This window comes from Mesorhizobium sp. ISC25 (genome assembly GCF_042295465.1).
Taxonomy (GTDB): domain Bacteria; phylum Pseudomonadota; class Alphaproteobacteria; order Rhizobiales; family Rhizobiaceae; genus Mesorhizobium.
In genome coordinates this window covers 264222-290249 of the sequence record NZ_CP135441.1, presented here as the reverse complement: position 1 = coordinate 290249, position 26028 = coordinate 264222, and the positions used below count along the sequence as shown (strand labels likewise).

The 26028-nt window shown below is 62.6% G+C and carries 26 protein-coding genes and 2 pseudogenes; 20 read left to right on the top strand and 8 right to left on the bottom strand.

What is annotated here, in order from left to right; all coding sequences use genetic code 11:
- Positions 1-92 precede the first annotated feature (92 nt).
- Positions 93-1337, bottom strand: coding sequence for a DegT/DnrJ/EryC1/StrS family aminotransferase (locus tag RQ479_RS01560; RefSeq protein ID WP_376703878.1), 1245 nt, complete (start codon positions 1335-1337; stop codon positions 93-95).
- A gap of 363 nt (positions 1338-1700) precedes the next feature.
- On the opposite strand from RQ479_RS01560, the gene RQ479_RS01555 reads away from it, so the two are divergent.
- The 5 genes from RQ479_RS01555 (at position 1701) to RQ479_RS01535 (ending at position 6940) form a co-directional block, all read left to right on the top strand.
- Positions 1701-2675, top strand: a complete 975-nt coding sequence (locus RQ479_RS01555; protein WP_376703877.1) for a polysaccharide deacetylase family protein — start codon at positions 1701-1703, stop codon at positions 2673-2675.
- A 79-nt stretch (positions 2676-2754) separates the two neighbouring features.
- On the top strand, positions 2755-3723 hold the full coding sequence (locus RQ479_RS01550) for a sugar ABC transporter substrate-binding protein (RefSeq protein ID WP_376703876.1): 969 nt from the start codon (positions 2755-2757) through the stop codon (positions 3721-3723).
- Between the two features lie 153 nt (positions 3724-3876).
- Entirely contained in the window at positions 3877-4992 is a 1116-nt protein-coding gene (locus tag RQ479_RS01545; RefSeq protein ID WP_352491125.1) for an ABC transporter permease, read from the top strand.
- Positions 4989-5801 (top strand): ATP-binding cassette domain-containing protein, encoded by an 813-nt coding sequence (locus RQ479_RS01540; protein WP_376703875.1) that lies wholly within the window; start codon positions 4989-4991, stop codon positions 5799-5801. The genes RQ479_RS01545 and RQ479_RS01540 overlap by 4 nt, the downstream gene beginning before the upstream one ends.
- Positions 5802-5833: 32 nt before the next feature.
- Positions 5834-6940 (top strand): Gfo/Idh/MocA family protein, encoded by a 1107-nt coding sequence (locus RQ479_RS01535; protein ID WP_376703874.1) that lies wholly within the window; start codon positions 5834-5836, stop codon positions 6938-6940.
- A 21-nt stretch (positions 6941-6961) separates the two neighbouring features.
- Here the strand turns inward: RQ479_RS01535 and RQ479_RS01530 are convergent, their stop codons facing one another.
- Both RQ479_RS01530 and RQ479_RS01525 read right to left on the bottom strand, forming a co-directional pair.
- Positions 6962-7735 carry a FadR/GntR family transcriptional regulator gene (locus RQ479_RS01530; protein ID WP_352716955.1) on the bottom strand — a complete coding sequence of 258 codons (774 nt, stop codon included), beginning with the start codon at positions 7733-7735 and terminating at the stop codon, positions 6962-6964.
- A 30-nt stretch (positions 7736-7765) separates the two neighbouring features.
- Positions 7766-8767, bottom strand: coding sequence for a LysR family transcriptional regulator (locus RQ479_RS01525; RefSeq protein ID WP_376703873.1), 1002 nt, complete (start codon positions 8765-8767; stop codon positions 7766-7768).
- 110 nt (positions 8768-8877) lie between these two features.
- Here RQ479_RS01525 and RQ479_RS01520 point away from each other — a divergent pair, with 110 nt between their 5' ends.
- From RQ479_RS01520 to RQ479_RS01505, 4 genes and pseudogenes are all read left to right on the top strand, one after another.
- Positions 8878-9492, top strand: a complete 615-nt coding sequence (locus RQ479_RS01520; RefSeq protein WP_376703872.1) for a nitroreductase family protein — start codon at positions 8878-8880, stop codon at positions 9490-9492.
- A complete protein-coding gene (locus tag RQ479_RS01515; RefSeq protein ID WP_376703871.1) occupies positions 9489-10346 on the top strand; it encodes an EamA family transporter in 858 nt (285 codons plus the stop codon). The genes RQ479_RS01520 and RQ479_RS01515 overlap by 4 nt, the downstream gene beginning before the upstream one ends.
- Positions 10347-10645: 299 nt before the next feature.
- Positions 10646-10909 (top strand): annotated as a pseudogene (locus tag RQ479_RS01510) (hypothetical protein); the annotation flags it as partial.
- 200 nt (positions 10910-11109) lie between these two features.
- A complete protein-coding gene (locus tag RQ479_RS01505; protein ID WP_376703870.1) occupies positions 11110-11598 on the top strand; it encodes a nucleoside deaminase in 489 nt (162 codons plus the stop codon).
- Positions 11599-11648: 50 nt separating this feature from the next.
- Here the strand turns inward: RQ479_RS01505 and RQ479_RS01500 are convergent.
- A pseudogene (locus RQ479_RS01500) lies at positions 11649-11777 on the bottom strand (IS5/IS1182 family transposase); the annotation flags it as partial.
- A gap of 118 nt (positions 11778-11895) precedes the next feature.
- Between RQ479_RS01500 and RQ479_RS01495 the strand changes: the two are divergent.
- Entirely contained in the window at positions 11896-12192 is a 297-nt protein-coding gene (locus tag RQ479_RS01495; RefSeq protein ID WP_376703869.1) for a hypothetical protein, read from the top strand.
- A 63-nt stretch (positions 12193-12255) separates the two neighbouring features.
- Here the strand turns inward: RQ479_RS01495 and RQ479_RS01490 are convergent, their stop codons facing one another.
- Complete coding sequence (locus RQ479_RS01490; protein WP_376703867.1) at positions 12256-12738, bottom strand: MarR family winged helix-turn-helix transcriptional regulator; 483 nt, start codon at positions 12736-12738, stop codon at positions 12256-12258.
- Between the two features lie 108 nt (positions 12739-12846).
- Between RQ479_RS01490 and RQ479_RS01485 the strand changes: the two genes are divergently transcribed.
- Positions 12847-13251, top strand: a complete 405-nt coding sequence (locus tag RQ479_RS01485; protein ID WP_376703866.1) for a VOC family protein — start codon at positions 12847-12849, stop codon at positions 13249-13251.
- 101 nt (positions 13252-13352) lie between these two features.
- Here the strand turns inward: RQ479_RS01485 and RQ479_RS01480 are convergent, their stop codons facing one another.
- Positions 13353-14249 (bottom strand): NAD-dependent epimerase/dehydratase family protein, encoded by an 897-nt coding sequence (locus RQ479_RS01480; RefSeq protein WP_376703865.1) that lies wholly within the window; start codon positions 14247-14249, stop codon positions 13353-13355.
- Positions 14250-14401: 152 nt separating this feature from the next.
- On the opposite strand from RQ479_RS01480, the gene RQ479_RS01475 reads away from it, so the two are divergent.
- Positions 14402-15340: an NAD(P)-dependent oxidoreductase gene (locus tag RQ479_RS01475; protein WP_376703864.1), complete on the top strand. Its 939-nt coding sequence runs from the start codon at positions 14402-14404 to the stop codon at positions 15338-15340.
- 1135 nt (positions 15341-16475) lie between these two features.
- Here the strand turns inward: RQ479_RS01475 and RQ479_RS01470 are convergent.
- Both RQ479_RS01470 and RQ479_RS01465 read right to left on the bottom strand, forming a co-directional pair.
- Positions 16476-17255 (bottom strand): FadR/GntR family transcriptional regulator, encoded by a 780-nt coding sequence (locus tag RQ479_RS01470; protein ID WP_352465267.1) that lies wholly within the window; start codon positions 17253-17255, stop codon positions 16476-16478.
- Between the two features lie 145 nt (positions 17256-17400).
- On the bottom strand, positions 17401-18390 hold the full coding sequence (locus RQ479_RS01465; protein ID WP_292660610.1) for a sugar-binding protein: 990 nt from the start codon (positions 18388-18390) through the stop codon (positions 17401-17403).
- 427 nt (positions 18391-18817) lie between these two features.
- Between RQ479_RS01465 and RQ479_RS01460 the strand changes: the two genes are divergently transcribed.
- The 8 genes from RQ479_RS01460 (at position 18818) to RQ479_RS01425 (ending at position 26023) form a co-directional block, all read left to right on the top strand.
- Positions 18818-19558, top strand: coding sequence for an ATP-binding cassette domain-containing protein (locus RQ479_RS01460; RefSeq protein WP_023675804.1), 741 nt, complete (start codon positions 18818-18820; stop codon positions 19556-19558).
- Between the two features lie 34 nt (positions 19559-19592).
- The gene (locus RQ479_RS01455) at positions 19593-20591 is read left to right on the top strand and encodes an ABC transporter permease (RefSeq protein WP_376703863.1); all 999 of its coding nucleotides are present in this window, start codon (positions 19593-19595) and stop codon (positions 20589-20591) included.
- 316 nt (positions 20592-20907) lie between these two features.
- Positions 20908-21735 (top strand): AraC family transcriptional regulator, encoded by an 828-nt coding sequence (locus RQ479_RS01450; protein ID WP_352683617.1) that lies wholly within the window; start codon positions 20908-20910, stop codon positions 21733-21735.
- Between the two features lie 107 nt (positions 21736-21842).
- Positions 21843-22292 carry an SRPBCC family protein gene (locus RQ479_RS01445; protein ID WP_376703862.1) on the top strand — a complete coding sequence of 150 codons (450 nt, stop codon included), beginning with the start codon at positions 21843-21845 and terminating at the stop codon, positions 22290-22292.
- Positions 22293-22306: 14 nt separating this feature from the next.
- Positions 22307-23101 carry an FAD binding domain-containing protein gene (locus RQ479_RS01440; RefSeq protein WP_376703861.1) on the top strand — a complete coding sequence of 265 codons (795 nt, stop codon included), beginning with the start codon at positions 22307-22309 and terminating at the stop codon, positions 23099-23101.
- A gap of 51 nt (positions 23102-23152) precedes the next feature.
- Positions 23153-23635, top strand: coding sequence for a (2Fe-2S)-binding protein (locus RQ479_RS01435; RefSeq protein ID WP_376703860.1), 483 nt, complete (start codon positions 23153-23155; stop codon positions 23633-23635).
- Between the two features lie 14 nt (positions 23636-23649).
- Positions 23650-25017, top strand: a complete 1368-nt coding sequence (locus RQ479_RS01430; RefSeq protein ID WP_376703859.1) for a xanthine dehydrogenase family protein molybdopterin-binding subunit — start codon at positions 23650-23652, stop codon at positions 25015-25017.
- Position 25018: 1 nt separating this feature from the next.
- Complete coding sequence (locus tag RQ479_RS01425) at positions 25019-26023, top strand: xanthine dehydrogenase family protein molybdopterin-binding subunit (RefSeq protein ID WP_376703858.1); 1005 nt, start codon at positions 25019-25021, stop codon at positions 26021-26023.
- The last annotated feature ends 5 nt before the right edge of the window (positions 26024-26028 follow it).

Below are 26028 nucleotides of genomic sequence, written 5' to 3'. Positions count from 1 at the left end.
TTTTTTGACGACCGGTTATGCCGGCCGGAATCCTCGCCCGGCCGCCGGACAAGGAACTCGGCCGCAGGGTAGCAAACCGCGTCGGAACTGGTCTAGTTCACACTATCGAACTTCTGCAGATCAACCGGCGCCGCCCTGCGCAATTCGACATCATCCAGCGAAGCATTCTCCAGCGCCACCCGCGCCGCCGCATCGATGTTGTGGATCACGTCCTGAACATCGGTATCGCTGTGCGCCGGGTTCATGGCGATCATCACGGTGCGGTTGAGGATGTCAAGCGAGCGCTTGCCGAGGTCGTCGGAATAATCCAGCCGCAGGCCCTGGTTCTCGGGCAGTGCGTAAGGATTGAGCGCCGGATGATGCGCGCCTTCATGCATCAGCACCTGGTCCCACTGGGTGAAATTGTGGCGGCCGGTCTTGCCGGCAACGACACTGGGAATGGTCTTCGAAAACGTCTGCGCCGCCTGCTCGCTCGGCAGCAGATACATCACCTGAGCGGCGCAATCGTCGTCCGGGCTGTTCATCGGCGACGGCGTCAGCCCGAGATTGCTAAGGTGGCGGGTACCGGCCAGCACCGTCTTCTTCTCGGCCCGCATCGCCTCGATGATACCGTCCAGCCGGTCGAGCTGGACGTTGAGCATCGCCCCCATCAGTTCGGAAGCACGCGCGCCGATGCCGGCGAAGGGTTTGATGCTGTCGCTTCTGCCCTGCCAATAGAAATGGCAAGGGTCGATGGCGCAGCGCGCCCGCTCCGCCACCTTCGGGTCGCTGGTGGCAATGCCGCCGCCCTCGCCCGAGGTCATGTTTTTGAAGTAGTTGAAGGAATAGGCGCCGGCATGGCCGATCGAGCCGAGCTTGCGGCCCTCATAGCCGCCGCCGATGCCCTGGCAGACATCCTCCAGCACCAGCAAGCCGCGCTTGGCAGCAATGTCCATGATCGCATTCATGTTGCAGGCCGCGCCCCACATATGCACCGGAATGACCGCCCTGGTGCGCGGCCCAATGGCATCGCGCAAGGCGACAGGATCGATGGTCAGGCTCTCGTCGATGTCGACGATGACGGGAATGGCCCCGACCGACAGCACCGCGGTCGCGGTCGCCATATAGGTGTGCGCGGGCACCAGCACTTCGTCCCCCGGGCCGATGCCGAGGCCGATCAGGCCGGCGGCGAGCCCATAGGTGCCGCTGGCGGCCAGCGCGAAATGCTCGACGCCAAGATGCTGCGCATAGCGGGCCTCGAAGCGGTCGCATTCGCTGTCCTTGCCATAACGAAACAGCGCGCCCGAGCGGATCACCCTGGCAATGGCTTCGATTTCCTCTTCGCCGGCGGTGTACATGACAGGCCTCCAAGTTACTTGGTAGTTTGGGTCACTTGATAATGTGGTCGCTTGATGGTGTGGACAGCTGTAGGCTTGTCGGCACAGTTTGAAAGAACCACTCCGCCGCTATTCGACCAAGCCATCTGCGCCCGGAAGACGGTTCCTACGACTGGTTTTGAACCCTGATTGAGGAAATCGGCAGCTAAGTGTCTCAGCCGGCAGGCAAATCGTACCCATCCGAATTCGCCAAAGTGGCCCTGTCGGAAAGGCAGGTTTCGGCGTTCCATTCCGGCCAGTTGGGCAAACGGTTGGTTCCATGAAATACGGGACACACTTTGGAAGACCCTCGAAACCGGCGTGCCGGCGGAAAGGCGGCCATTCGTGAACGCCGCCAGCTCCGGCAAACGGATCGTGCTCCACGAGGACGATGTCGGCATGTGCCACGGCGCCAACAGCGCCTTCCTCGAATTGAGCGGGTTGGGTGTCTGCAGTTCCGGCGCGGTGATGGTGCCGTGCCCCTGGTTCCTCGAAATGGCCGAGAGCGCCGCCGCCAACCCTGCCCTTGACCTTGGCGTTCACCTGACACTGAACAGCGAGAAGCAGCATTACAAATGGCGGCCGTTGACCGCGCCGTCGCGGGCGGCCGGCCTGACCGACGAGTTCGGCTTCTTGTGGCCCGATGTGGCGACCACGCGCCGCAAGGCGGTGCCGCAGGCGGTCGAGGCCGAGCTTCGCGTCCAGATCGACACCGCCTATCGCGCCGGTATCGACGTCACCCATCTCGACGCGCATATGGGCGCGGCATTGTCGCCGGAATTTTGCGACATCTATATCAAGCTCGGGCTCGAATATCAGCTGCCCGTGTTGCTGACCAAGACCCTGTCCGCCTATTCCCCCAACGACAATCTTGTCGGCGTCACCGAGGAGGCGTTCCAGCGCGGTGTAGCGCTGGCCCGCGCCGGCGGCTTTGCCATTTTCGACGCCGCGATCCAGACGACCTGGGGCCGGCCGCGTTCCAGGCCGATCGAGCCGGCTTACAAAGCGCTCATCGAGGGTGTGCGCGAGGGCCTGACCTTCTTTTGCCTGCATTGCAACGCGCCCGGTGAACTCGATCTGATCGAGCCGCGCTCCGCCTATATCCGCACCGAAGAGTACGAGCTGTTCCGCGACCAGGGCTTTCGCGACTGGCTCGCCGCGCAGCCGATCGAAGTCATCGGCATGAAGCCGTTGCGCGAGGAGCTTCGCGCAACACTCTCGGCCGGGCGATCATCAACAACGGCCCGCGGCAGCAACGCGGGCGAACAGCGATTGGCGTCGGCAAAGGCCCGCAAAGCGGCCACCCGATCCGCGACATGAGCCGATCGTCGCGACCGGAAAACGGCGCCGGAGGGATTGGACAAGGGATTGGAACTGCAACGACAAATGGGAGAATAAGATGAAAACTCTTCTGAAAGTGGCATTGGCCGCCTTCGTCTCGGCGGGCCTGATGACAGGCATTGCGTATGCCGCGGGCCTCAAGGACCCGAAGGACGTCCGCATCACCTTCGTGGTGCACGGGTCGGCGTCCGATCCCTATTGGTCGGTGGTCAAGCGCGGCGTCGATGACGCGGCCGCCCTCACCGGCGCCAAGGTCGAATATTACGCGCCGCAGGTCTTCGACGTGGTCGAGCAGGCCCGGCTTCTGGACGCCGCCATCGCCACCAAGCCGGACGGCATCGCTGTCTCCATCGCCGACGCCAATGCGCTCGGCAAATCGGTCAAATCCGGGCTTGCCGCCAATATTCCCATGGTGGTTCTGGATTCCGGCGAAAAGGAAGGCGCCGAGCTCGGCACGACGCTCTATGTCGGCACCGTGTCCGAATATGATTCCGGCAAGAAGGCCGGCGAGCGGCTGGCCAAGGAAGGCACGCTGAAGGTCGTCTGCATCAACCACGAGGTCGGCAATGTCAGCCTCGACCAGCGCTGCCAGGGCCTCAATGACGGACTGAAGCCCTCCGGCGGCGGCACCGAGGTTCTGGCCGTGGCGCCGGATCCGGCCGACATCCAGCGCCGCACCGAAGCCTATCTGTCGGCGCATCCCGACACGCAGGCGGTCTTTGCGCTCGGCGCCACCGCCGCCAACCCGCTGATCCCGATGTTCCGCGACAAGGAACTGTTCGGCAAGCTCAAGCTCTACACATTCGACATCAGCCCGGAGGTTCTCGACTCGGTCGTCGCCGGCGAAATGGGCTTCGGCATGGACGCCCAGCAATATCTGATGGGCTATCTGCCGGTGATCTATCTGGTCGAGCAGGCGACGCACGGCTTCTGGCCGCAGAACAACGCCTATACCGGACCGCTGTTCATCGACTCGCCGGAAAAAGCCAAGGCGATCCTGGCGCTCGCCAAAGAGGGCATCCGCTAGGCAAGCGCTCCGACGGAACGGGAGAATGCGCCAAGCGCTCTCCCGATCCGTCCGTGACCAAGATTGCGAATTGAGCGATTGGGGAGCCTAATGACGATCGTGGAAGACAAGGCGATACCTCCGGGTGAACTGAAGGCGACCGACCGCTTCGGCATGACGTCGAAGCGGGCCGCCGGCGCCGACGAACGGTTGGCAAGCACCGGCAAGCTGACCCAGTGGCTGCGCCGGCCGGAGGCCGGTGCCGCAGGTGGGCTGCTTGCGACGATCATCATCTTTGCGCTGCTGCCGGGCGCGGCGAACCTCTATTCGCTGCAGGGATCGATGACATTCCTGACGCTGTCGGCGGAGCTCGGCATCGTCGCCACCGCGGCGGCACTTCTCATCATCGCCGGCGAGTTCGACCTTTCGGTCGGCTCCATGGTCGGCTTTGCCGGCGTCGTCATCGGGCTGACGGTGAAGTACTGGGGCCTGCCGCTATGGGGCGGCATCGCCTGTGCCTTCGCCGTTGCCATCCTCACCGGCTATCTCAACGGCCTGATCGTGGTGAAGACGCGCCTGCCCTCCTTCATCGTCACGCTCGCCACGCTCTATATCCTGCGCGGACTGTCGATCGGCATCACCCGCGCCGTCACCGGCCGCACCCAGATCCCCTACATCCTCGAAGGCGCGCCGGACCCGGCGACGGCCGGCATTTTCAACGGCCATCTGCTCACCGGCCTGTTCCACTGGATGGGCGCGCAAGGCTGGATCGCCACCCGCAGCGACGGCATTCCCTTCGTCGCCGGCATTCCGATGTCGATCGTCTGGTGGCTCGGCCTGACGGCGCTGGCCGGCTACGTGCTGACCCAGACGAAATACGGCAACTGGATCTTCGCCACCGGCGGCGACCTGATCGCCGCCCGCAACGTCGGCGTGCCGGTCGATCGCGTCAAGATCAGCCTGTTCATCTACACCGCCTGCGCGGCGACCTTGCTTGCCACCATCCAGGTGATGGAGGCGGGCTCCGCCGACACCACGCGCGGCCTGCTCAAGGAATTCGAGGCGATCATCGCCGCCGTCATCGGCGGCGTGCTGCTCACCGGCGGCTACGGCACCGTCTACGGCGTGTTGTTCGGCGCGCTGATCTTCGGGCTGGTGCAGATGGGCATCTTCTACACCGGCATCGACACCGACTGGTTCAAAGTCTTTCTCGGCATCGTCATCCTGATGGCCGTGCTGGTCAACAACTACATCAGGCTGAAGGCGCTCGGCCGCGGAGGTGGCAAATGACTGCGCCAGCAATGCAACTGCGCGGCGTCAGCGTCAATTTCGGTTCGGTGCGCGCCCTCCAGGACATCGACATCAAGGTCTATCCGGGCGAGGTCCACTGCCTGCTCGGCGACAACGGCGCCGGCAAGTCGACGCTGATCAAGGTTCTGTCCGGCGTCTACCGGCCGAGCAAGGGCGAAATCCTGGTCGACGGCAAGCCGGTCACCTTCCGCAGCCCGCGCGACGCGCAGGAGCTCGGCGTGGCAACGGTGTTCCAGGACCTCGGCATGATCTCGCTGATGTCGATCACCCGTAACTTCTTTCTCGGCCGCGAACCGACCAAAAGCAGCCTGCCCTTCTCGCGCATCGACAAGGAGCGCGCCAACACCATCGCCAGGCAGGCAATGGCCGATATCGGCATCGACGTGCGCGATCCGACGCAAGCCGTCGGCACGCTGTCGGGCGGCGAGCGCCAGTCGGTGGCGATCGCCCGCGCCGTGCATTTTGGCGCGCGCGTGCTGATCCTCGACGAGCCGACCTCGGCACTCGGCGTCCACCAGGCGGCGATGGTGCTGAAATTCATCATCGAAGCACGCATGCGGGGCTTGGCCGTCATTTTCATCAGCCACAACATCCACCATGCCTATCCGGTCGGCGACACCTTCACGCTGCTCAACCGCGGCCGCAATCGCGGCACCTACGCCAAGTCCGAGATTTCGCGCGACGAGGTCATCTCGATCATGTCGGGCGGCGAGGACCTGAAGGCGGTCGAGGCGGAGATTGCCGGCCTGCTCGCCCAGATCGGCAACCGGCCGCCTGCGGCGCCTTGAGCTGACAATCGGACATTGCGGGGAATGATGGCATGAGCAGGATACGCGTCGGAGTCGTCGGCGCCGGCATGATCTCGCAGGTCGAGCATATTCCCAACCTGCTGCGCCTCGGTGAATTGTTCGAGGTCGCCGGGGTCGCCGATCCCTCGAGGATTTCACGGCAGTTCGTCACCGACACCCATGGCGTTGCCAATTTCGAAACGATCGACCAGCTCTTCGACCAGCGCCTCGACGCGGTGGTGATCGGCTCGCCGGACCCGCTGCATCACGAACAGGTGCTGGCGGCGCTGGCGGTTGGCTTGCATGTCTTTTGCGAAAAGCCGCTCTGCTATTCGCTGGCGGAAATCGCCGAGATCGTCGCGGCGCGCGATGCCGCCAGGAAAATCGTTCAGGTCGGCTATATGAAGCGCTTCGACCCGAGCTACCGGCTGGCGCTCGCTTCGCTGCCGGGCACATCAAGCACGCTGCGCTCGGTCTCGGTGGAAGTGAACGATCCCGACGCCTGGCCGTTCATTGCCCATCAGCCCTACAGGCGCGGCACCGATATCCCGAAGGACATGATCGCCGCCGTCGCGGCCAAGCAAAAGCGCCAGGTCGAAGACGCCATCGGTGTGCATGTGACCGACCTCGCTTTCCGTGGATTTACCGGCGCTTACAGCTCGGCCTTGATTCACGATGTCAATGCCGTCCATGGCCTGCTCGATGCGCTCCGCGTGCCCGACGGCGAGGTCGTCGGCGCGCAGATCTTTGCCAATGGCGACGGCGGCCAGGGCGCGGTCAAGCTTTTGGACGGACAGGCGCTGTGGACCATGACCCACCTCACCGTGCCGAAGCTCGCCGACTACAAGGAGCGGATCACGTTGTTCTTCGACGATGCCAGCCTGGAGCTCGAATTCCCCTCGCCCTGGCTCAACCATCAGCCGACGCGGCTGACGGTGACGACCTCGCGCGGTCACACGCTGTCGAAGAAAGATTTGCGCGCCGGCTATGCCGAAGCCTTCGTCGAGGAGATGCGTGGCTTCTGGGCGGCGATCGTCAATGGCGATGCCGTCGTCAACCCGCCCGAACACGCCGCCCGCGACCAGGCGCTGCTGATCGGGCTGACCCGGCAGCATCTGGCGACCGCACCCGTCGACTGAGTGCCTGTAGCCGAACGGCGGCTACCTGGACTTGATGACGCTGTCGGTATTGGCCAAGAGCTTGCGCACCGCATTGCGCGCCGCGTCCGGCCGCTGCAGGCGGATGCTCTTCTCGATCGCCTCATGCAGCCTCTGCGCATGCTGCAAATCGTCGAGTTCCCGCGTCGTATATGCAAACAGATGATCGAATGCCGATTCGATCAGCACGCCGAGCGGCACCAGCAGGTCGTTGCCCGAGGCACGCAGGATGGCGAGGTGGAACCGCGTGTCGGCGCGCGTGCGCTCCTGCAGGTTGGTCGCTTCGCCCATCTCGCGGCAGGCCTGGCTGATCTCGGCCATCTGCTCGTCGGTGCGCCGCATGGCGGCAAAGGCGCTGGCCTCCGGCTCGATGATGTGGCGGAACTCCTGCACGGTCCTGAGAAACACCTCGCGGTCCGGCGAGGTCGCATACCAGGCCAGCACATCGCGATCGAGCAGGTTCCAGCGCTCCTTCGGCTCGACCCAGCTGCCGATCTTGGGACGTGACGACAAAAGGCTCTTCGCCATCAGCATTTTGATCGCCTCGCGCACCGCCGAGCGGCTGACGTCGAAGGTCTCCGACCATTTGGCTTCGTTGGGCAGGATGGTTCCCGGCGGATAATCGCCGCGCACGATCCTCAGCCCGATCTCGTTGGCCAGCGACGCGTGCACGCTCGATCCCGGCATGCGCGCCGCATCGGCCCGGCGAACACCGCTCGTGCGTTCGGCGAACGCCTCGGCCGCTGTCTTTCCCTTATTCGGCTTCGCGTCCCGCATGGCTCCACAAAGTCCGGATTTGGAGGCGTGTCAAGGAGATGAAATCGATGGCAATATCTCCGTTTGACTTTCCGCATCCGTCGCCTGGCCGGCACCGCGCTTTGCCGAGCGCTCACGCCGGAGAGGCACGAACGGCTTCTTTTGGTCCCGACTGAATTCCTCGATCAGGAAATCAAGGAAGACGCGGATTTTCGGGGCGAGATGCTGCCGCGCCGGATAGACCGCGTAGAGCGTGGTTTCGACCTTGTCCCAGTCATCCAGGGCCGATTGCAGCCGGCCTGCTTTCAGGTCGCTCTCGACATAGGGAAAGGGGATCAGGCTGACGCCGAAGCCGGCGCGCAGCGCATGGCGCACGGCAAGGCTCGACGAGACCGAATATCGTCCGTCGATCGCGATCCGCTCGCTGCGGCCGTCCTTGCGGAACTCCCATATGTCCGCATGCCCCGAGAGGCTGAACCGGATGCAATTGGCCGCCTTCAAATCGGCAGGCGTTTTGGGCCGGCCATGCTTCTCGAAATAGGACGGAGCCGCGCAAAGCACGTGCGGCATGACCGCAAGCTTTCTCGCGACCAGGCTGGAATCCTCGAGATTGTCGCTGCCGCGAATGGCAAGGTCAAATCCCTCCCGCACGATATCGACGCGCCTGTCGTCAAGATGCAGGTCGAGATTCAAATCGGGATAGCGCGATAGGAACGCGGGGATGGCAGCCGAAAGCCGCGTCAACGTGACGGTCATCGGCGCGCTGACCCGCAACGTGCCGCTCGGCGCCGTCTTGATGGGGCCGAGAACCTGGTCGGCCCTGGCCAGCGCGTCGAGCCCCTGCGTGACATGCTCCAGATAGATCCTGCCTTCTTCGGTCAGGGCCATGCGCCGCGTTGTCCGGTTGATGAGCCGCACACCCAGATGCGCCTCCAACTCGGCGATGTTCTTGCTGACCGCGGGAGGTGAGAGACCGAGCCGCCGTCCGGCTTCGGCAAAGCTGTTCAGTCCCGCCACATGGCGGAAAACCTGCAGCGCGGTCAGGCGATCCATCGCACCATTCTCTTCCAGTAAATAATGTCTTTCAATTATCGCATATTATCGCTCGTTGGTAAATTCTCTATCTGCCTCCCGAACAGCTTTCTCAGGTTCGGAATGACATGATGACCAACCCCACAATCTCCCTGATCGAGCAGCGCATGTCGGCCAATCGGTTCGATGCCTTGCACGCATTGACGGATGCGGAGGTCGAGGAACTGGCGCGCCTAGCAACGCGCGCGCCAACCGCCTACAACCTTCAGAATTGGCGGTTCATCGCCGTGCGGACGCCGGAAGCAAAGGCACGGTTGCGCGGCCTGGCCCATGGCCAGGCCAAGGTGCAGGAGGCAGCCGTCACGTTCATTGTATGCGGCGTACTGCCCGACCACGCCGCCCTCAATGCAAGGCTGCGTCCTTTCGTGCAAGCCGGCTTCATGCCGGCGGATATGGCTTCGGGCTGGCAGGAAGGCGCCCGCACCCAATATGCCGATCCTCGGGCGGCCCGCGACGAAGCCGTGCGCTCGGCAACGCTTGGCGCTGCAACGCTGATTTTCGCAGCCGAAGCGCTGGGGCTCGTCGCTGGTCCGATGGGAGGCTTCGATGCCGAAGGCGTGGCCCGCGAGTTTGGCCTTGGAACGAATGAAGTGCCGGTGATGCTCATCGCGGTCGGCCGCGCCGCGTCGGGCAACTGGCCGCAAAAGCCCCGCCGCCCACTTGCCGAAGTACTGGAAATCTTATGAAAACGCACCGTTCCGATCTGTTGCTGACGGCCGTTGCACCCGCAATATGGGGCAGCACCTATATCGTCACCACGCAGTTCCTGGCGAACTTTTCGCCGATGACGGTTGCAATGCTGCGAGCCCTGCCCGCCGGATTGCTGCTGCTGGCGATGGTTCGGCAACTTCCGGCGGGCATCTGGTGGCTGCGCAGTTTCGTCCTCGGAGCCCTCAACATCTCGATCTTCCTGAGCATGTTGTTTGTCGCCGCGTACCGGCTTCCGGGCGGGGTCGCCGCGACCGTGCTGTCGGTCCAGCCGTTGATCGTGATTTTCCTTGCCGCTGCCCTGCTTGGCAGCGCCGTCCGACCGTTAGCGATCGTCGCTGCCCTTGTCGGGATCGCCGGTGTTGCATTGCTGGTGCTGACCCCGAACGCGACGCTCAACGCGGTCGGCATTGCCGCGGGCCTCGCCGGGGCGGCCTCCATGGCCTTCGGAAGCGTGTTGTCGCGTAAGTGGCAACCGCCGGTATCGCTGCTTACCTTCACGGCATGGCAGCTGACCGCCGGCGGTCTTCTTCTCGTTCCGGTGGCGCTGCTTTTCGAGCCTTCCATCCCGCTCCCGACCGCGGCCAACCTGATTGGACTGGCGTGGCTCGGCCTGATCGGTGCGGCGCTGACCTATGTCCTCTGGTTCCGGGGTATTGCGCGACTGGAATCCGCAGTGGTGTCATCGCTGCTTTTCCTCAGCCCGGTGACCGCCGTGCTGCTTGGATGGGTATTCCTGGACCAGACGCTGACCTTGCCTCAAATCGCCGGCGTCGTTTTCGTCATCGGCAGCATCTGGCTGGCTCAACGCCCTGGTCGCAACGAGTCATGAGCCTGGGCGGGAGTGGGTCAGGTTGAAATTTCCCATATCGGGCTGACCTCCTATATGCTTATCGGAAAGCATGGGAGCAGCCGTGAGCGATCACAATCAAGACGCATTGGAAGGTTGGACGTTTACCTCTGGCGAGGTCTCAGTTGGCGTGTACCGATTTAGCGGTCGCCATTATGACGGACGCTCGGTTGAACGGCAGGGCCCGGACTATGAGGCCATAAAGGCCGACTGCATGAATGATGCCCGGACACTTGGGAAGCCGGGCAAGCGCGGTCCTTACACAAAGCGATTGAGGGATAATGGATAACACGACTTTTGCCATCAAGGATGATTTCTCGAACGATTTGGAAGTTCCTTACACAAACAATCATATTCGGTTCGTCATCACTGATACGTTACCTTGGACAGATGGCGAGGCGACAGACGCACACTTACAGATCATAACGACGAGAGCTGACTCCTACTTGCAGATTGCGAAAAGCGATCATTTTCGACAGCGGTATCCTGGAGCTTCGGTGTCTATCGTATTCCGATACCGCTACGACCCCACTCCCACTGCAGATCTGGTTTTGTCCGAAATCTCAAAGAGACTCGCAAACGACAGCGTACGTTTCTTGTACGGTATATGGGTGCCGAATATCGACGAGACCGCGCTTAGCGTTGGTGCCGTTCGCAAAATTCAAACTGAGACAGTACCGCCTGGGCTGCTGACTTGTGTCCGCGGATCGTTCGGCACTATGGTCAAGCGGCGGAGGATCTGCCGATGCCACAACGCCCTTATGATGAGCGCCTACTCCGTCAGGCGTTCGAGATCGCGCGCAAGGCCCGCGATGCCGGCGAACATCCCTTTGGTTCGCTCCTCGCCGACAAAGACGGCAATGTGTTGCGCGAGCAGCCCAACGCTTACAAAGCCGGCGGGGGCGACCGCACCGCTCATGCCGAAAGGCTGCTGGCCTCGTGGGCGGGGATGAATATCAGTCTCGAAAAGCTCGCCGATTGCACACTCTACACGTCGGCCGAACCTTGCGCGATGTGCTCCGGGGCAATCTATTGGGCGGGTATCGGACGGGTCGTCTTTGGGCAGAGCGAACACGACCTCAAGGAGCTGACGGGCGCACATGTCGAGAATCCCACACTCGACCTGCCCTGCAGGATCGTCTTCGAAGCTGGGCAGCGTCCGACTGAAGTCGTCGGTCCGCTGCTTGCCGATGAAGCGGCGCAACTCCAGGCCGAATTCTGGAAAGACAAGTAGGGTTCAGGACTCGTTGATGCAGAGGCAGAGGCGACTGCTGACGTGGACTACGACCTAGGACGTAGACTCGTGCCGTTTAGCACCCGCCGATCATCGACGCGCGGCACCCCTCGCGGCTTGTTGGGCAACAGCGGCTCGATCACGCGCCATCCGAAGTCGGTCAGATCATATCGGCTCATGCAGAGCGTGAATCAGAGTCCCGGTCGGAAAACGACCCCATTGCGGACTTACGCCCAAGAAGGATATGTTGCGGCAGCACGCGTAGGCAATCCGCCTCACCATCGCGGCGCATGTTTCATGAAAGAAAATAAGAGATTCTACTCGCTCATGCACGCGGTCTGCGCCGGTCATGGCTATTGTGGAGGAATGCACGGCGACAAGTTCATGGATGTCATCGATTTTATTCCTCAATCCGGTGATGTTACAGCGGATCAATTCGTCGAATGGGTATTTCTAGCTGAGTACGAGAATGAAAGTGAACGAATGTCTCCCAGGTGGGATCGGCATCGCCAGAGGATACGAGACTTTTTCGTTGAGCATATGGGATCAGACGTCGTCGATGCCAGCCAACTAAAATGGGGCGTGAAGGGCTAAGCCAACCCCTTTGCTCTGCTTCCCACCCCATCGCGGTTATACCGCATTTATGAGTTCACGTGCCTAGAGGCCGGTGAGCAATTTCTTAAGCAGAGCGTTAAGAGTTTCCTGCTCCGCCGGCGTCAGTGAGGAGATTAATTGCTCTTCCAGCGCCACCATTGGACCGATCAAATCGTCTATCGCGCGCTTGCCGCCAGTCGTCAGCGCAATTTGCTTGCCGCGCCGGTCGTTGGGATCGGGGCGTCGTTCAACCAGCCCGGCGCGCTCCAGCCGGTCGAGGCGGCTCGTCATGCCGCCCGAGGAGATCATTGCCGATTCGTAGAGCTGAGTAGGTGAGAGCATATAGGGTTCACCGGCGCGCCTGAGCGGCGTGAGCACATCGAACTCACCTACATTCAGGCCTGCTTCTTTGAGCAACGGGTTCATGTGATCGCGGATAACCCGCGCGGCGGCATCGAGCAGACGCCCTACCGTTTCAACAGGCAACAGAGGAAGATCGGGACGCTCGCGGGTCCATTCCTTAGCTGCGGCCTCGGCACGATCCATCGCAAATGTTCCCTTGGCAAAATGTATCTTGCAATCAAGATACATTGCATCTACTAACATTGCAGCAAGACAATAGCGCAGCACGCACCCCTGGAGAAGGCGAAATCGATGCCCAAAATGATTTTCGTGAACTTGCCTGTCCGTGACCTGTCGGCCTCAACGGCGTTCTACGTGGCGCTGGGCGGCACTGTGAACCCGCAGTTTTCTGGCGAGAAATCCACCTCGCTCATGTTCTCGGACACGATCGGGGTGATGCTGCTGACCCATGACCACTACCGCGAATTCACTACACGCCCAATCGGCGACGCGAGGCGCGACAGCCAGGCAATGATCGCCCTCACTGTCGATAGTCGCGACGCCGTCGATGCAACACTGACCAGCGCGGTCGCGGCGGGCGGTCGCGCCGATCCCAACCCGGCACAGGACCTTGGCTTCATGTACAACCGCCACATCGAAGACCCAGACGGCTACGTCTGGGAGATCGTGTGGATGAACCAGACGGCGAACGCCTGAACGTAGGGGTGTGGGCGCATCGGTCGTAGCGGGTGTGAGACTGAAGTCAGGACGAGCAATTGCGGGCTGGCCCGGTGCCGGGTCCGCGTCAGCTGCGCCCGTCAGGTCGTCTTGACGTATTTCCGCCAGCTGTGTTCCGGCCGGAAACCGAGCATGTCGCGTGCCTTGCGGTTGGAGAGCAGCGTCTCGTATTCGCCGAGTTCACCCTTGACCGGCACATCGGGATAGAACCGCTTCAAAAGTTCGGCCGTCGGCAGGTCGGACGAGGTGTCGTCATTGGCGGCATTGAACACCTGGTAGCCGAGCCCGTCCTTTTCGATGGCGCGCAGCGTGATCTGGCCGAGGTCGCGCGCGTCGATATAGCTCCAGGCGATGCGCTTGCGGAAACCCGGATCGGCGAACCATTTCGGAAACAGCGAATATTCATGCGGCTCGATGACGTTGCCGATGCGCAAGGCATAGATGTCGGAGCCATCGCGTTGTGCAAACGCCCGCGCGGTCTTCTCGTTGACGACCTTGGATAGCGCGTAGCTGTCCATCGGATCGACGTCGTACTCCTCGTCGAGCGGGAAATGCGTCGGATCGCGCGGTTCATTGGCGAAGACCAGGCCGTACGTCGTCTCGCTGGAGGCGATCACCACCTTGCGGATGCCGAGCTTTACCGCAGCCTCGATGACGTTGTAGGTGCCGAGCGCGTTGATGCGGAACACCTCGTTGTCGGGCGTGATCATGATGCGCGGGATCGCCGCGAAATGCACCACGGCATCGACCGGCTGCGTGCGCAGCGACGGGTCGAACTCGTGCAGGCCCATATAGCTCGACAGCGCATTGAACACCTGCCCGCTGTCGGTGATGTCGGTGATCAGCGTGCGCACCTTGGGATTGTCGAGCGGCTTGGTGTCGATGTTGAGCACCTGGCAGCCCTGCTCGACGAGATACTGCACGACGTGGCGCCCGGCCTTGCCGCTGCCGCCGGTGAACATGATCCGCTTCGTCATTTTGCTCTCCACATTCCCTAAGATTCATGTGTATTGTCAGACAATATCGAACTCTGCAATCGCCTGCCATGGCATGCGGCAAAAACCCGCTTCAACAATTCGCCGGCAAGGTGCAGCGCCGTCATCCATCATTGCAAATAGGACGAAACGACATGAACACGACCGCCGCGAGCGAAAAGATCGGCTTCATCGGGCTTGGCCTGATGGGCCACGGCATAGCCAAGAACATCGTCGACAAGGGCTATGCGTTGACGTTTCTCGGCCGCAAGAACCGCACGCCGGCGGAAGACCTACTCGGCCGCGGCGCCAAGGAAGCAGCGACCTCGCGCGACGTCGCGGCGGCATCCGATATCGTCTTCATCTGCGTCACCGGCTCGCGCGAGGTCGAAGCCATCATCCGCGGCCCAGGTGGCATCAAGGAAGGCCTGAAGCAGGGATCGGTTGTCGTCGACTGCTCGACCTCGGATCCTGTCTCGACGGTGGCGCTGGCCGCCGAGCTCAAGGCGCTCGGCGTCGACTATGTCGATGCCCCGCTCAGCCGCACCCCGAAGGAGGCCTGGGAAGGCACGCTCGACGCCATGGTCGGCGCACCCGACACGGTCTTTGCCCGGCTGAAGCCGGTGCTCGAAACCTGGGCCGGGCGCATCGTCCATATCGGCGACACCGGTGACGGCCATCGCATGAAGCTGCTCAACAACTTCATTTCGCTCGGCTATGCCGCGATCTATTCCGAGGCGCTGGCGTTGGCGCAGAAGGTCGGCATCTCGCCGCCGCGTTTCGACAGCGTCATCCGCAACGGCCGCATGGATTGCGGCTTCTACCAGACCTTCATGCGCTGGACGCTGGAAGGCGACCGCGATGCGCACAAATTCACCATCGCCAACGCCTTCAAGGACCTCACCTATCTGGAATCGATGGCGGGTGCTGCCGGCATCGCCAACCCGCTCGGCAACGCCACCAAGAACGCCTTCGCCGGTGCCTTCGCGGCCGGCCCCGCCGACCAGTATGTGCCGATGCTGGCCACGCATATCGGCAAGGTCAACGGCGTCGACCTCATGCCGACCAGGGATGGCAAGAAGCAGACGATCTGAGAACGTTGGGATTAACGTCTGTCGCAAAACACCAACATTCGACTGCCGCAGGCTAGTTCGTTTGCACAGAGGATTTGGTTCTTCGATTGAGCCCGAAAGGAACTGTAGACGTTCGCTGCCGACCAGCTACAGCCGCCAATCTCCAACGCTGGCGATTAGCCGAATTGCCACCACGCCTTCGTCATCCCAGGGCGGAGCAGGAGCGAAGCGACGTCGCGCAGACCCTGGGATCCATGCCGTGACATCCGCCGAAGAATGCAGCGGCTCAGAGCGGCGCTTGCATCCGCCATTGCGCTCGTTGCCCTTCCACCATGACCGCGAGCCAGAAGCTGCTGAAGCGCTGGCTCCGCCAACGGGAGACCGAATTGATCGAGACGACCAGTCCCAGAGTGCTTCGAGCTTTTTCGTAGGACGGGGGTGGCAGCGTTTGGTTCTGGTCCGCTGGAGCACTGCCGCAAGGTAACGGCATGGATCCCAGGGTCTGCGCCGCGTCGCTTCGCTCCTTGCTCCGCCCAGGGATGACGAAGGCAGGATTTCGGCTAATCTCCTAAATTTGCGATTTGCCACTGACAGGAATGATCGACCTTCGTTGCCGGTTGACCCGACTTACGCGCAATTGGCCGAGAAACGATCGAATTAGCGCCGAGACCGGCGGATAACGTCATCTGTATTCGCGAGAAGTCTGTGCACCGCAGCACGCAACTTCCGATCGGAAGACGCCAGAAATAAAAAACCCGCCTCGGTGGGCGGGTCGTTGGAGCCAATTAGCACCATACCGAAATTAGTAGCATAGCTGCCGGCACAAAGCAAGAACAAAATGGATGCGGTCGCACAAAGCTCTCAACGGTGTCGACATCATCCCGGCCAAGGATGCGAAAAATGCAGACGATCTAAGCGCATGGGCAATACGCACGGCGCACTATTTTCAATCAACGCCAGCGCTGCCCCTCATCGCCCTGCCGGGCACTTCTCCCCGTATAGTGACGGGGAGAAGGACGCTTTCGCTGATGATTTCGCCAACTATTTCCATTGCAAGAGTGTGCCAAAATCGCGGCCAGCCCCTTCTCCCCGTCACTATACGGGGAGAAGGTGACGGCAGCCGGATGAGGGGCAGCGCCGGACTTTGCGGTATAAATCACCGCCGCGAACGGCCGATGACATCGTCGGTGTTGGCGAGAAGTCTGTGCACCGCGGCACGGGCTGCAGCCGGCCGCTGCAGGCGGATGTTCTTCTCGATCGCCTCGTGCAGCCTCTGCGCATGCTGCTGGTCGCTGGTTTCGCGCGTGACGAAGACAAACAGGTGGTCGAGCGCCGATTCGATCAGCACGCCGAGCGGCACCAGCAGATCGTTGCCCGAGGCGCGCAGGATGGCGAGGTGAAACCGCGTGTCGGCGCGGGTGCGCTCCTGCAGGTTGGTCGCCTCGCCCATCTCGCGGCAGGCCTGGCTGATCTCGGCCATCTGCTCGTCGGTGCGCCGCATGGCGGCAAAGGCGCTGGCCTCCGGCTCGATGATATGGCGAAATTCCTGCACGGTTCTCAGAAACACCTCGCGGTCCGGCGAGGTCGCGTACCAGGCCAGCACATCGCGATCGAGCAGGTTCCAGCGTTCCTTCGGCTCGACCCAGCTGCCGATCTTCGGGCGTGATGCCAAAAGGCTCTTGGCCATCAGCATCTTGATCGCCTCGCGCACCGCCGAGCGGCTGACGTCGAATGTCTCCGACCATTTGGCTTCGTTGGGCAGGATGGTTCCCGGCGGATAGTCGCCGCGCACGATCCTCAGCCCGATCTCGTTGGCCAGCGACGCATGCACGCTCGAGCCAGGAAAGTGTGCGGCGTCGGCACGCCGAACGCCGGCCGGCCGCTCAGCCTCTGCCTTCAACTTGGCGGGTCGCTTTTTTGATGTCGCGTCCGGCATTCGTATTCCCCGGCAGCTGCCTGTCGAAAGCCTGAACTCAGGACACGACAAAGCGGCGGCCTACGCTCCAAAGCAGCGTCGCCTCGTGCGTTTTGTATGGACGATGCGTAACGGGGCGCCCGACGGGCGCCCCGAAATTGCCGACCTACTTCTGGATGCAGGTGTCGACGGTGTCCTTGGTGCATTCGTCGAGGCCGGTGAACACCGGATCGGCGACCGGCTTGCCGTCGACCAGGTCGATCATCACCGAAGGCGCCTTGTAGCCCATCTCGAACGGCCGCTGGCCAACCAGTGCGGTCACCAGCCCGTCACGAGCAATCGCCACCTCGTCGCCGATGGTGTCGGCGGCGCCGATGACGAAGGCGTTGCTGGCGATCTTGTCGGCCATCGGCTTGAACAGGTCGCGGTAGGGCTGCGGAGCGCCGAACAGCGGCCAGCCGCCCATGATACCGAAGGCGTCGAGATCGGGATTGGCAGCGAGGATGTCGGTCATCGCCTGCACGCCCTTGGCGCCGTCGTCATTGGTGAACACCGGGCAGCCGGCAACTTCGGTCCAGCCGCCTTCCCCTGCCAGCGCCGCGAGGCCGTCCTTGCCCGAAAGCGCGTCACGCATGCCCTGGGCGCGGCGCAGGATGTTGTCGGCGGCCGGATTGCCTTCGATGGTGCAGATCTTGCCGCCATTCGGCTTGGCCTTCTTGATGTATTCGCCGATCTTGTGACCCATCAGGTAATTGTCGGTGCCGAGATAGGTCTTGCGCAGTGCGGCATCTTCCTTGCTGAGGTCGGCGTCGAGGGTCATGATCGGGATCGACGGATTGGCGCTTTTGATCGTCTGCGCGATCAGCGGCGCGTTCGATGGCGAAATCGCCATCGCCACAGTGTCGGGCTTGCTCAGCATGTCCTGGACGATCTGGGCTTCACCGGCCTCGTCCGAGGTCGATGCCGGTCCGGTGTAGAAGCACTCATATTCCGCGCTGGCGTTTTCCTTGTTCCATTTCTCGCAACCCTGGTGGATCGCCTCGAAGAATGGATTGTCGAGACCCTTCACGACGATGACGAGCTGTTTCTTGGCCATGGCCGGCCCGGCACCCAGCGCCATGACGGCGGCGGCAGCGAGCAATAGTGATTTCCTCATGTCAGTCCTCCCTTTTGAAACAAACGGACACCGCGTGCCCGCCACACACAGATCGACCCGGAGCAAGATGACAGAGGAAGTCGCACTCGTGTCGCCAAGCCAAGTCGATAAGCATTTTCATCTTCAGTCTCAGACTGGCACCGACAGATATCGCTGGTTGCCAAATCCATGACCGACAAACCCTCACCAATTCCTTCCGGCAACCCGGGGGATCGGCGCAAGCTCCTCCGACACTTAGCTAATATCGCCTTGTCACCGACGTCAATGCTATTTGTCCTACAAAACTGATTTTTCGAAAGAAGCCGTGGTTGACGCCAAGGTGGCTTATGCGTAAATGGGCAAAATCGCTGCCTCCGGGAGGAACTGGGGAGAGCGAAAGGCCGCGGCAGAACCGCAGGCCGCAAAGCACGGGGAGGCAAGAAGGCTGGTGGCGGTTCTCGAACTCACCAACATCTCGAAGCATTTTGGCGCCATCCAGGCGGTCAACGACGTTTCGTTGTCGATCGAGGCCGGACAGGTTGTCGGCCTGATGGGCGACAACGGCGCCGGCAAGTCGACGCTGGTCAAGATGATCGCCGGCAATTTCCCACCGAGCCATGGCACGATGCAGATGGACGGCAAGGAGCTGATCCTGCACAAGCCGGTCGAGGCGCGCCAGCACGGCATCGAAATCGTCCATCAGGACCTGGCGCTGTGCAACAATCTGACGGCCGCCGCCAACGTCTATCTCGGCCGTGAATTGCGCCGCGGCCTCGGGCCGCTTCGCATCCTCGACTATGCCGCCATGTACAAGCGTGCCGGCCAGATCTTCGCCGAGTTGAAATCCGAAACGCGCCCGCGCGACCTGGTCAAACAAATGTCGGGCGGCCAGCGGCAAGCGGTGGCGATCGCCCGTACCATGCTTTCGCAGGCCAAGATCGTGCTGATGGACGAGCCGACGGCAGCGATCTCGGTGCGCCAGGTCGCCGAGGTGCTGAACCTGATCCGCCATTTGCGCGACCAGGGCATCGCCGTCGTGCTGATCAGCCACCGCATGCCCGACGTCTTTGACGTCGCCGACCGCGTCATCGTCATGCGGCGCGGCCGCAAGGTCGCCGACAAGACGATCGCATCGAGTTCGCCGGAAGAAGTCACCGGACTCATCACCGGCGCCATCGAACAGGTATGATTGACGCCTCAACCATGAGTAAAAAAGGTCGATAATGGCAGTCACCCTTGATCAGACGATCGCGCACAAGCAGCACACCTTGCTGAGCAAGGTGTTTGCCAGCCAGACCTTCTGGGTGGTGATCGCGGTCATCCTCGCCTGCCTGTTCCTGTCGGTGGCCACGGATTCCTTCGCCACGACCAAGAACCTCTACAACATCACCCGCAACGTCACCTTCGTTGCCATCGTCGCGCTCGGCATGACCTTCGTCATCATCACCGGCGGTATAGACCTGTCGGTCGGCTCGGTGCTTTGCCTGTGCTCGATGGTGCTGGCCGTGACCATGCATGCCGGCTACGGCATCGAGATCGGCATTGGCACTGCGATCGCGACAGCGCTGATCATCGGCGCCTTCAACGGGGTTCTGATCGCCTATCTCGGCTTTCCGCCCTTCGTGGTGACGCTCGGCATGCTGTCGATTGCGCGCAGCCTTGCCATGGTCGCCTCCAACAACACCGTGGTCTTCCAGTTCGGGCCGGACCACGACAAGCTGCTGGCCCTGGGCGGCGGCGCCTGGGTGTTCGGCATCGCCAATCCGGTGCTCTACATGATCGTGCTGGCGTTGATCACCGGCTTTGTGCTGCGCTGGACGAAATTCGGCCGGCACATCTTCGCCATCGGCGGCAACGAGCATGCGGCGACGCTGACCGGCGTTCCGGTGCGCCAGATCAAGGTTGTCGTCTACATGATCTCGGCACTGGCGGCGGGCCTTGCCGGCATCATCCAGACCGGCTGGCTGGGCGCGGTCACAACAAATCTCGGCAACGGCATGGAGCTTCAGGTCATCGCCGCCACCGTCATCGGCGGCGCCAACCTGGCCGGCGGCATGGGCACCGCTTTCGGCGCGGTCGTTGGCGCGGCGCTGATCGAGGTCATCCGCAACAGCCTCGGCCTGCTCGGCATCAATGCCTTCTGGCAAGGCGTGTTCATCGGCGGCGCCATCCTGCTCGCCGTGCTGTTCGACCGCATCCGCAATTTCAGGCGCAACGACTGACGTTCAAGCCCCAACGTCACCTTCTCCCCTTGTGGGAGAAGGTGTCGCCGAAGGCGACGGATGAGCGGTGCTCCAGCTTGGCATCGCCTCATTTCTTCCAACACCCCTCAACCGTCTCAGCGCTAGCGCGCCGATCCACCTTCTCCCACAGGGGGGGAAGGGGACGCGCTCCTATCGCCGAGTCTGAAAATCCGCCGCTGCGGCGCATGGCCGGCGCCCGGACGCTCACATCCCGTCTTGACGCAAGCCCAGACTGAGCCGCACAATCGCTCGCAGCAGGCGAAGGGAGGCCAGTCGCCTGCGGGAGGATATACCCATGACGGAAGCGATCAGGCTCTACTGGGGCCGGTTCGGACATGTTTCTGTCCTGAACGTCGCCAGCGACTTCGTCACCCATGCCCATGTCGAGGCGCATATCATCATCTGGCTGGAAGGCACGGCCGGCGAGATGACCATCGGCCGCGAGACGGTGCGGCTTGGACCGGGCACCGCCGCCGGCATCAATTCCTTCCAGCCGCACAGCCACGCTCTGTCCCGCGACGGCACGCCCGGCCTGTTCCTCGCCTTCTACATCGATCCGGACTGGGCTCGAAAACGCCGCGAGCTGCCTTCCGCCGCGCCGCTGTTTTCAGCCCCTGCAATCACACTCGAGCCTTGGCTGCACAAGGCAGCGGCCAACCTCCTCGACCATCTCAGCGACAATGAGAGCATCGACGACATCGCCAATTACGAGATCGAGCGCTTCATCGACAGCGTGCTCGACGCCGCCGACGCGTCCGCACCGCAGACGGTGCGCGCCCGCGTCAACACCATGCAGGACTTCCGCGTCCGCAAGGCGATCCAGCTGATGAAAGCCAATGTCTGCGAGCGTATCTGCTTCGATGACGTGGCGCGCAGCGTCGGCCTGTCGCGGCCGCATTTCTTCGCGCTGTTCAAGGAACAGACCAATCTGACGCCCAACGTCTATTGGAACACGCTGCGCATGGAGGAAGCGGTGCGGCAATTGCAGTGGTCGCAGGAGCCGCTGATCTCGGTCGCCTGCAATCTCGGCTTCACCACGCAGGGCAATTTCTCGCGCTTCTTCCGCGACCATGTCGGCGTCCCGCCGACGCTTTACCGCGAGGCGGCGCGGGCAATCAGCTGAGCGCCCGTTTTTCAGACTATTTGATAGGCGTTCAAGACGCATTGATAAGCGCTGCCGAACCTGCCGCCCTAGCCTCCCAAGCAGCTGATTTGCAAGGGAACGATCATATGGCGAAAGTCACCATCTCCAGCGTCATCGACGTGCCGGTCGAAAAGGTCTGGGCGCGCATACGCGACTTCAATGGCCTGCCGAGTTGGCACCCACGCATGGTCGAAAGTCATATCGAAGACGGCAAGGACGCCGGCACGATCGGCTGCGTGCGCAATTTCCAGCTCATCAGCGGTGCCCGCCTGCGCGAAAAGCTGCTCGATTTCTCCGACGAGAACTTCCTCGTCAGCTACTCCATCCTGGAGACGCCGCAGCCGCTCACCAACCACAAGGCAACGCTGCAGTTGCGGCGGGTGACCGACGGCGACCGCACCTATGCAGAATGGACCGCCCGCTTCGACGCGCCCCCAGAGGAAGCCGACAAGCTGGCCGAAGGCATGGGCGCAAACGTCTTCCAGGGTGGCTTCAACGCCCTGAAGGCGCATTTTGCCGGCCAGAGCCAGGCGTAAAAGAGGAGCGTTCCATGGCGCTTGCACTGCAGACTTTCCCGACGGTGAAGGACGCCGGCGCGGCGCTGAAGGCCGCCGGCACCCGCTATCTCGGTGGCGGCACGCTGGTCGTGCGCGCCGTCAATGAAGGCGACGTGTCGATCTCCGGTTTCGTCAGGTCGACCGAACCGGCGCTGTCGGTCATCCGCATTTCAGGCGGCACGGTCCGCATCGGCGCTTCGGTGACCATGGCGGCGATCGCCCGTCACCCGGATCTCGCTCCGCTGGCCCACGCCGCGCGCGCCGTCGGCGGACCGGCGATCCGCAACATGGCGAGCGTCGGCGGCAATCTCTTCGCGCCCACGCCTTACGGCGATTTCACCGTTGCACTGCTGGCCTTGGACGCAACCGTCTGCACCGGCGACGGCGAACTGCCGATCGAAACTTTCCTGGCAAAACGCGAAAGCAACCACGCCATCGTCACCGCGGTCGGCTTCACGCTTCCGAAGGAAGGCGGCTTTCGCTTCCTGAAAGTGTCGCGGGTCAAGCCAAAGGGCGTCTCGGTGCTGAGCATCGCGACCGTGCTGGAACAGGCGCCGGACGGCACCGTGTCGTCCGCGCGGATCGCGCTCGGCTGCATGGCCGACCGGCCGATGCGTGCCAGGGCGGCGGAGAAAGCCCTGATCGGCCGGGAACTCACCAGCGAGGGCATCGCACCGGCACTGGCTGTTGCCCGCGACGGCACTTCGCCGCCAACCGATCCAGTTGCCAGCGCCTGGTATCGCAACGAAGTCCTGCCGGTCCATCTCGGCCGGTTGCTGCTCGCCTGAAAGACCGTGGCGCGTATGTCCCCGCCTGGCCGCGGCGCAAGGAGTAAAAAGATGGCAAAGGTTCCGGTTCAGTTCACGCTCAATGGTGCCGAAAAGGCCGAATTCATCGACAGCGGCACGACGCTGCTTCATGCGCTGCGCGACAAGATCGGCGACACCTCGCCGAAGGGCGGCTGCCATCAAGGCACCTGCGGCGCCTGCTCGGTCGTCATCGATGGCGAACTCCGGCTCTCCTGCCTGACGCTGGCCGAGGCCTGCAATGGTGCGACTATCACCACAACGTCAGGGCTTTCGGAAGGCGGCGTGCTGCATCCGCTGCAACGCGCTTTCCTCGACGCTTTCGCCACGCAATGCGGTTTCTGCACGCCGGGCATGATCATGGCGGCCAAGGTGCTTCTCGACCAAACCCCGAACCCCAGCCGCGAGGACGTGGTCGAGGCGCTTTCAGGCAATATCTGCCGCTGTACCGGTTACGAGCCGATCATCCAGGCGGTGCTGACCGCCGCGCGCTCCAATTCGCAGAACGCGGCTTGAGGGGAGTTAAGAAAATGGAACTCCGCAAGAGCTATTTCGCCGACCAGCGCAAGGACGATCTGCACGAGATCGGCCAGCCGCGGCCGCGTTCGGATTCACCCGGCCATGTCACCGGCAAAACCGCCTATTTCGCCGACCGCAATTTTCCCGGCATGCTGCATTTGAAGATGGTACGCAGCCCGCACCATCATGCCCGCATCCGCAGCATCGACACGTCAGCGGCGGAAAAGCATCCGGGTGTCGTCAAGGTGCTGACCGCCAAGGATGTGCCGCACAATGTCTACACCATCCTGATCCTGATCCAGATCGGGCCGGAGGACGAGACGGTGCTGGCCGACGGCAAGGTGCGCTGGAAGGGCGAGGCCGTGGTGGCGGTGTTGGCCGAGACCGAGCGCGCCGCGCAGGAGGCCGCCGCCAAGGTCAAGGTCGACTACGAAGTGCTGCCGGCCGTCTTCGACATGGAGGAAGCGCGGAAGCCCGGCGCGCCGATCGTCAACGAATATCACGGCCGGAATTATTACCTCTACGACAGCGGCGAATGCCGCAAGGTGCGCTTCGGTGATGTCGAGGCAGGCTTTGCCGAGGCCGATCACGTGCTCGAACAGACCTACCAGTCTTCACCGATCGAGCATGCGCCGACCGAGACGACAGGCTGCATCGTCGCACCCGAGGGTAACGACCGCTTCACCTGCTACACCAACACGCAGGCGATGTTCTTCACCCTCGACAACGCCTCGATCATTCTGCAGATGCCCGGCAACAAGCTGCATTTCGTCGGCGGTACCGTCGGTGGTGGCTTTGGCGGCAAGGTCGATGTCATCGTCGAGCCGATCGCCATCCTTGGCGCCAAAATAACAGGACGAGCGGTCTGTTTTATCTATAGCCGCGAGGAGGAGATGCAGATTTCCTCGCCGCGCGCCGCCGAGAAGGTCGTCATCAAGGACGGCGTGATGAAGGACGGCCGCATCGTCGCGCGCAAAGTGACCGGCTACACCGATGCCGGCGCCTATTCGCGCCATTCGCCCTACGGCGCGCAGAAGGGCGCCGGGCATTATCCCGGCCCATATACGATCCCGAATGTCTGGATCGACACCTACTGCGTCTACACCAACCGCACCCCCTCCTCGGCGATGCGCGGTTTCGGCGTCACCATCGGCGACTTCGCGCTGGAGGTGCAGATGGACAAGCTCGCCCGGCTGATCGGCATGGACCCGCTCGAATTCCGCTTCATCAACGCCTACCGCGACGGCGACGTGAAGGCGCATCGCCAGCCGACCGAGGGAGCGGCGCTGATCGAATGCATGCAGGAAGCCTCACGCGCCGCCAACTGGCCGGTGGCGGAGAAGTTCATGGCGATGTCGTCTTACGCGAAGGGAGCTTGAAATGGCGATCAGGCGCGGACGCGGCGTCGCCGCGATCAACTATCCGACCGGCATGAACCTTGGCGGCGACCCTACCCAGGCGCTGGTGCATTCGACGCCGACCGGCAATTTCATGGTCACGCTCTCCAGCGTCGACCTCGGCCAGGGCATGAAGCAGATCATGGCACAGATCTGCGCCGAGACGATCGGCGTGCCGACCGACCGTGTCGTTGTCGACACCGCCGACACCGACACCGGCCCGCACTGCATGGGCACCTTCGCCTCGCGTGGCACGCACCGCGCCGGCAATGCTGTCATCCAGGCGGCCAGGGAAGCCCGCCAGGTGATGCTGGAAGTGGCGGCCGAGGAGCTGGAGGTAGACGCCTCGGACCTCGAGACCGATGGCCAGGGCAATATCCTGGTCAAAGGCGCGCCGCAAAGGTCGATCTCGATCTTCGATGTCGCCCTGTCGGCGCATTTCAAGCGCGGCCGTTCGATTTCCGGTCGCGGCATGTTTTTGATCCCCCGCTCCTATCCGGAGAAAGAAACCGGCGCGATGAAGCCCTCGACCTGCTATGCCCACGCCTGCACGGTGGCCGAGGTCGAGGTCGATGACGAGACTGGCGAGGTCACGGTGCTGACCGTGAAGAACGTGTTTGAGATCGGTCGCGCGCTGAACCCGAAAATGGTCGAGCAGCAGCTCGTCGGCGGCTCGTGGATGGGCATCAGCCATGCTCTCTACGAAACGACCGAGCCCTACTATCCCAACCGCGAGCATGGCGGCACCGATTTCAACCAATATCTGATGCCGGGTCCTGGCGATCTCGCGCAAACCGAGATCATCGTGCTGGAACGACCCTCGGCGGACGGGCCGTATGGCGCCAAGGGGCCGGGCGAAATGTGCGCCAACCCGCAGATCCCGGCGGTCGCCAATGCCGTCTTCGACGCCGTCGGCGTGCGCATCGACACGCTGCCGATCACGCCGGAGCGCATCCTGCGGGCGCTGAAGGCGCAAGCATCGAACTGAGTGCT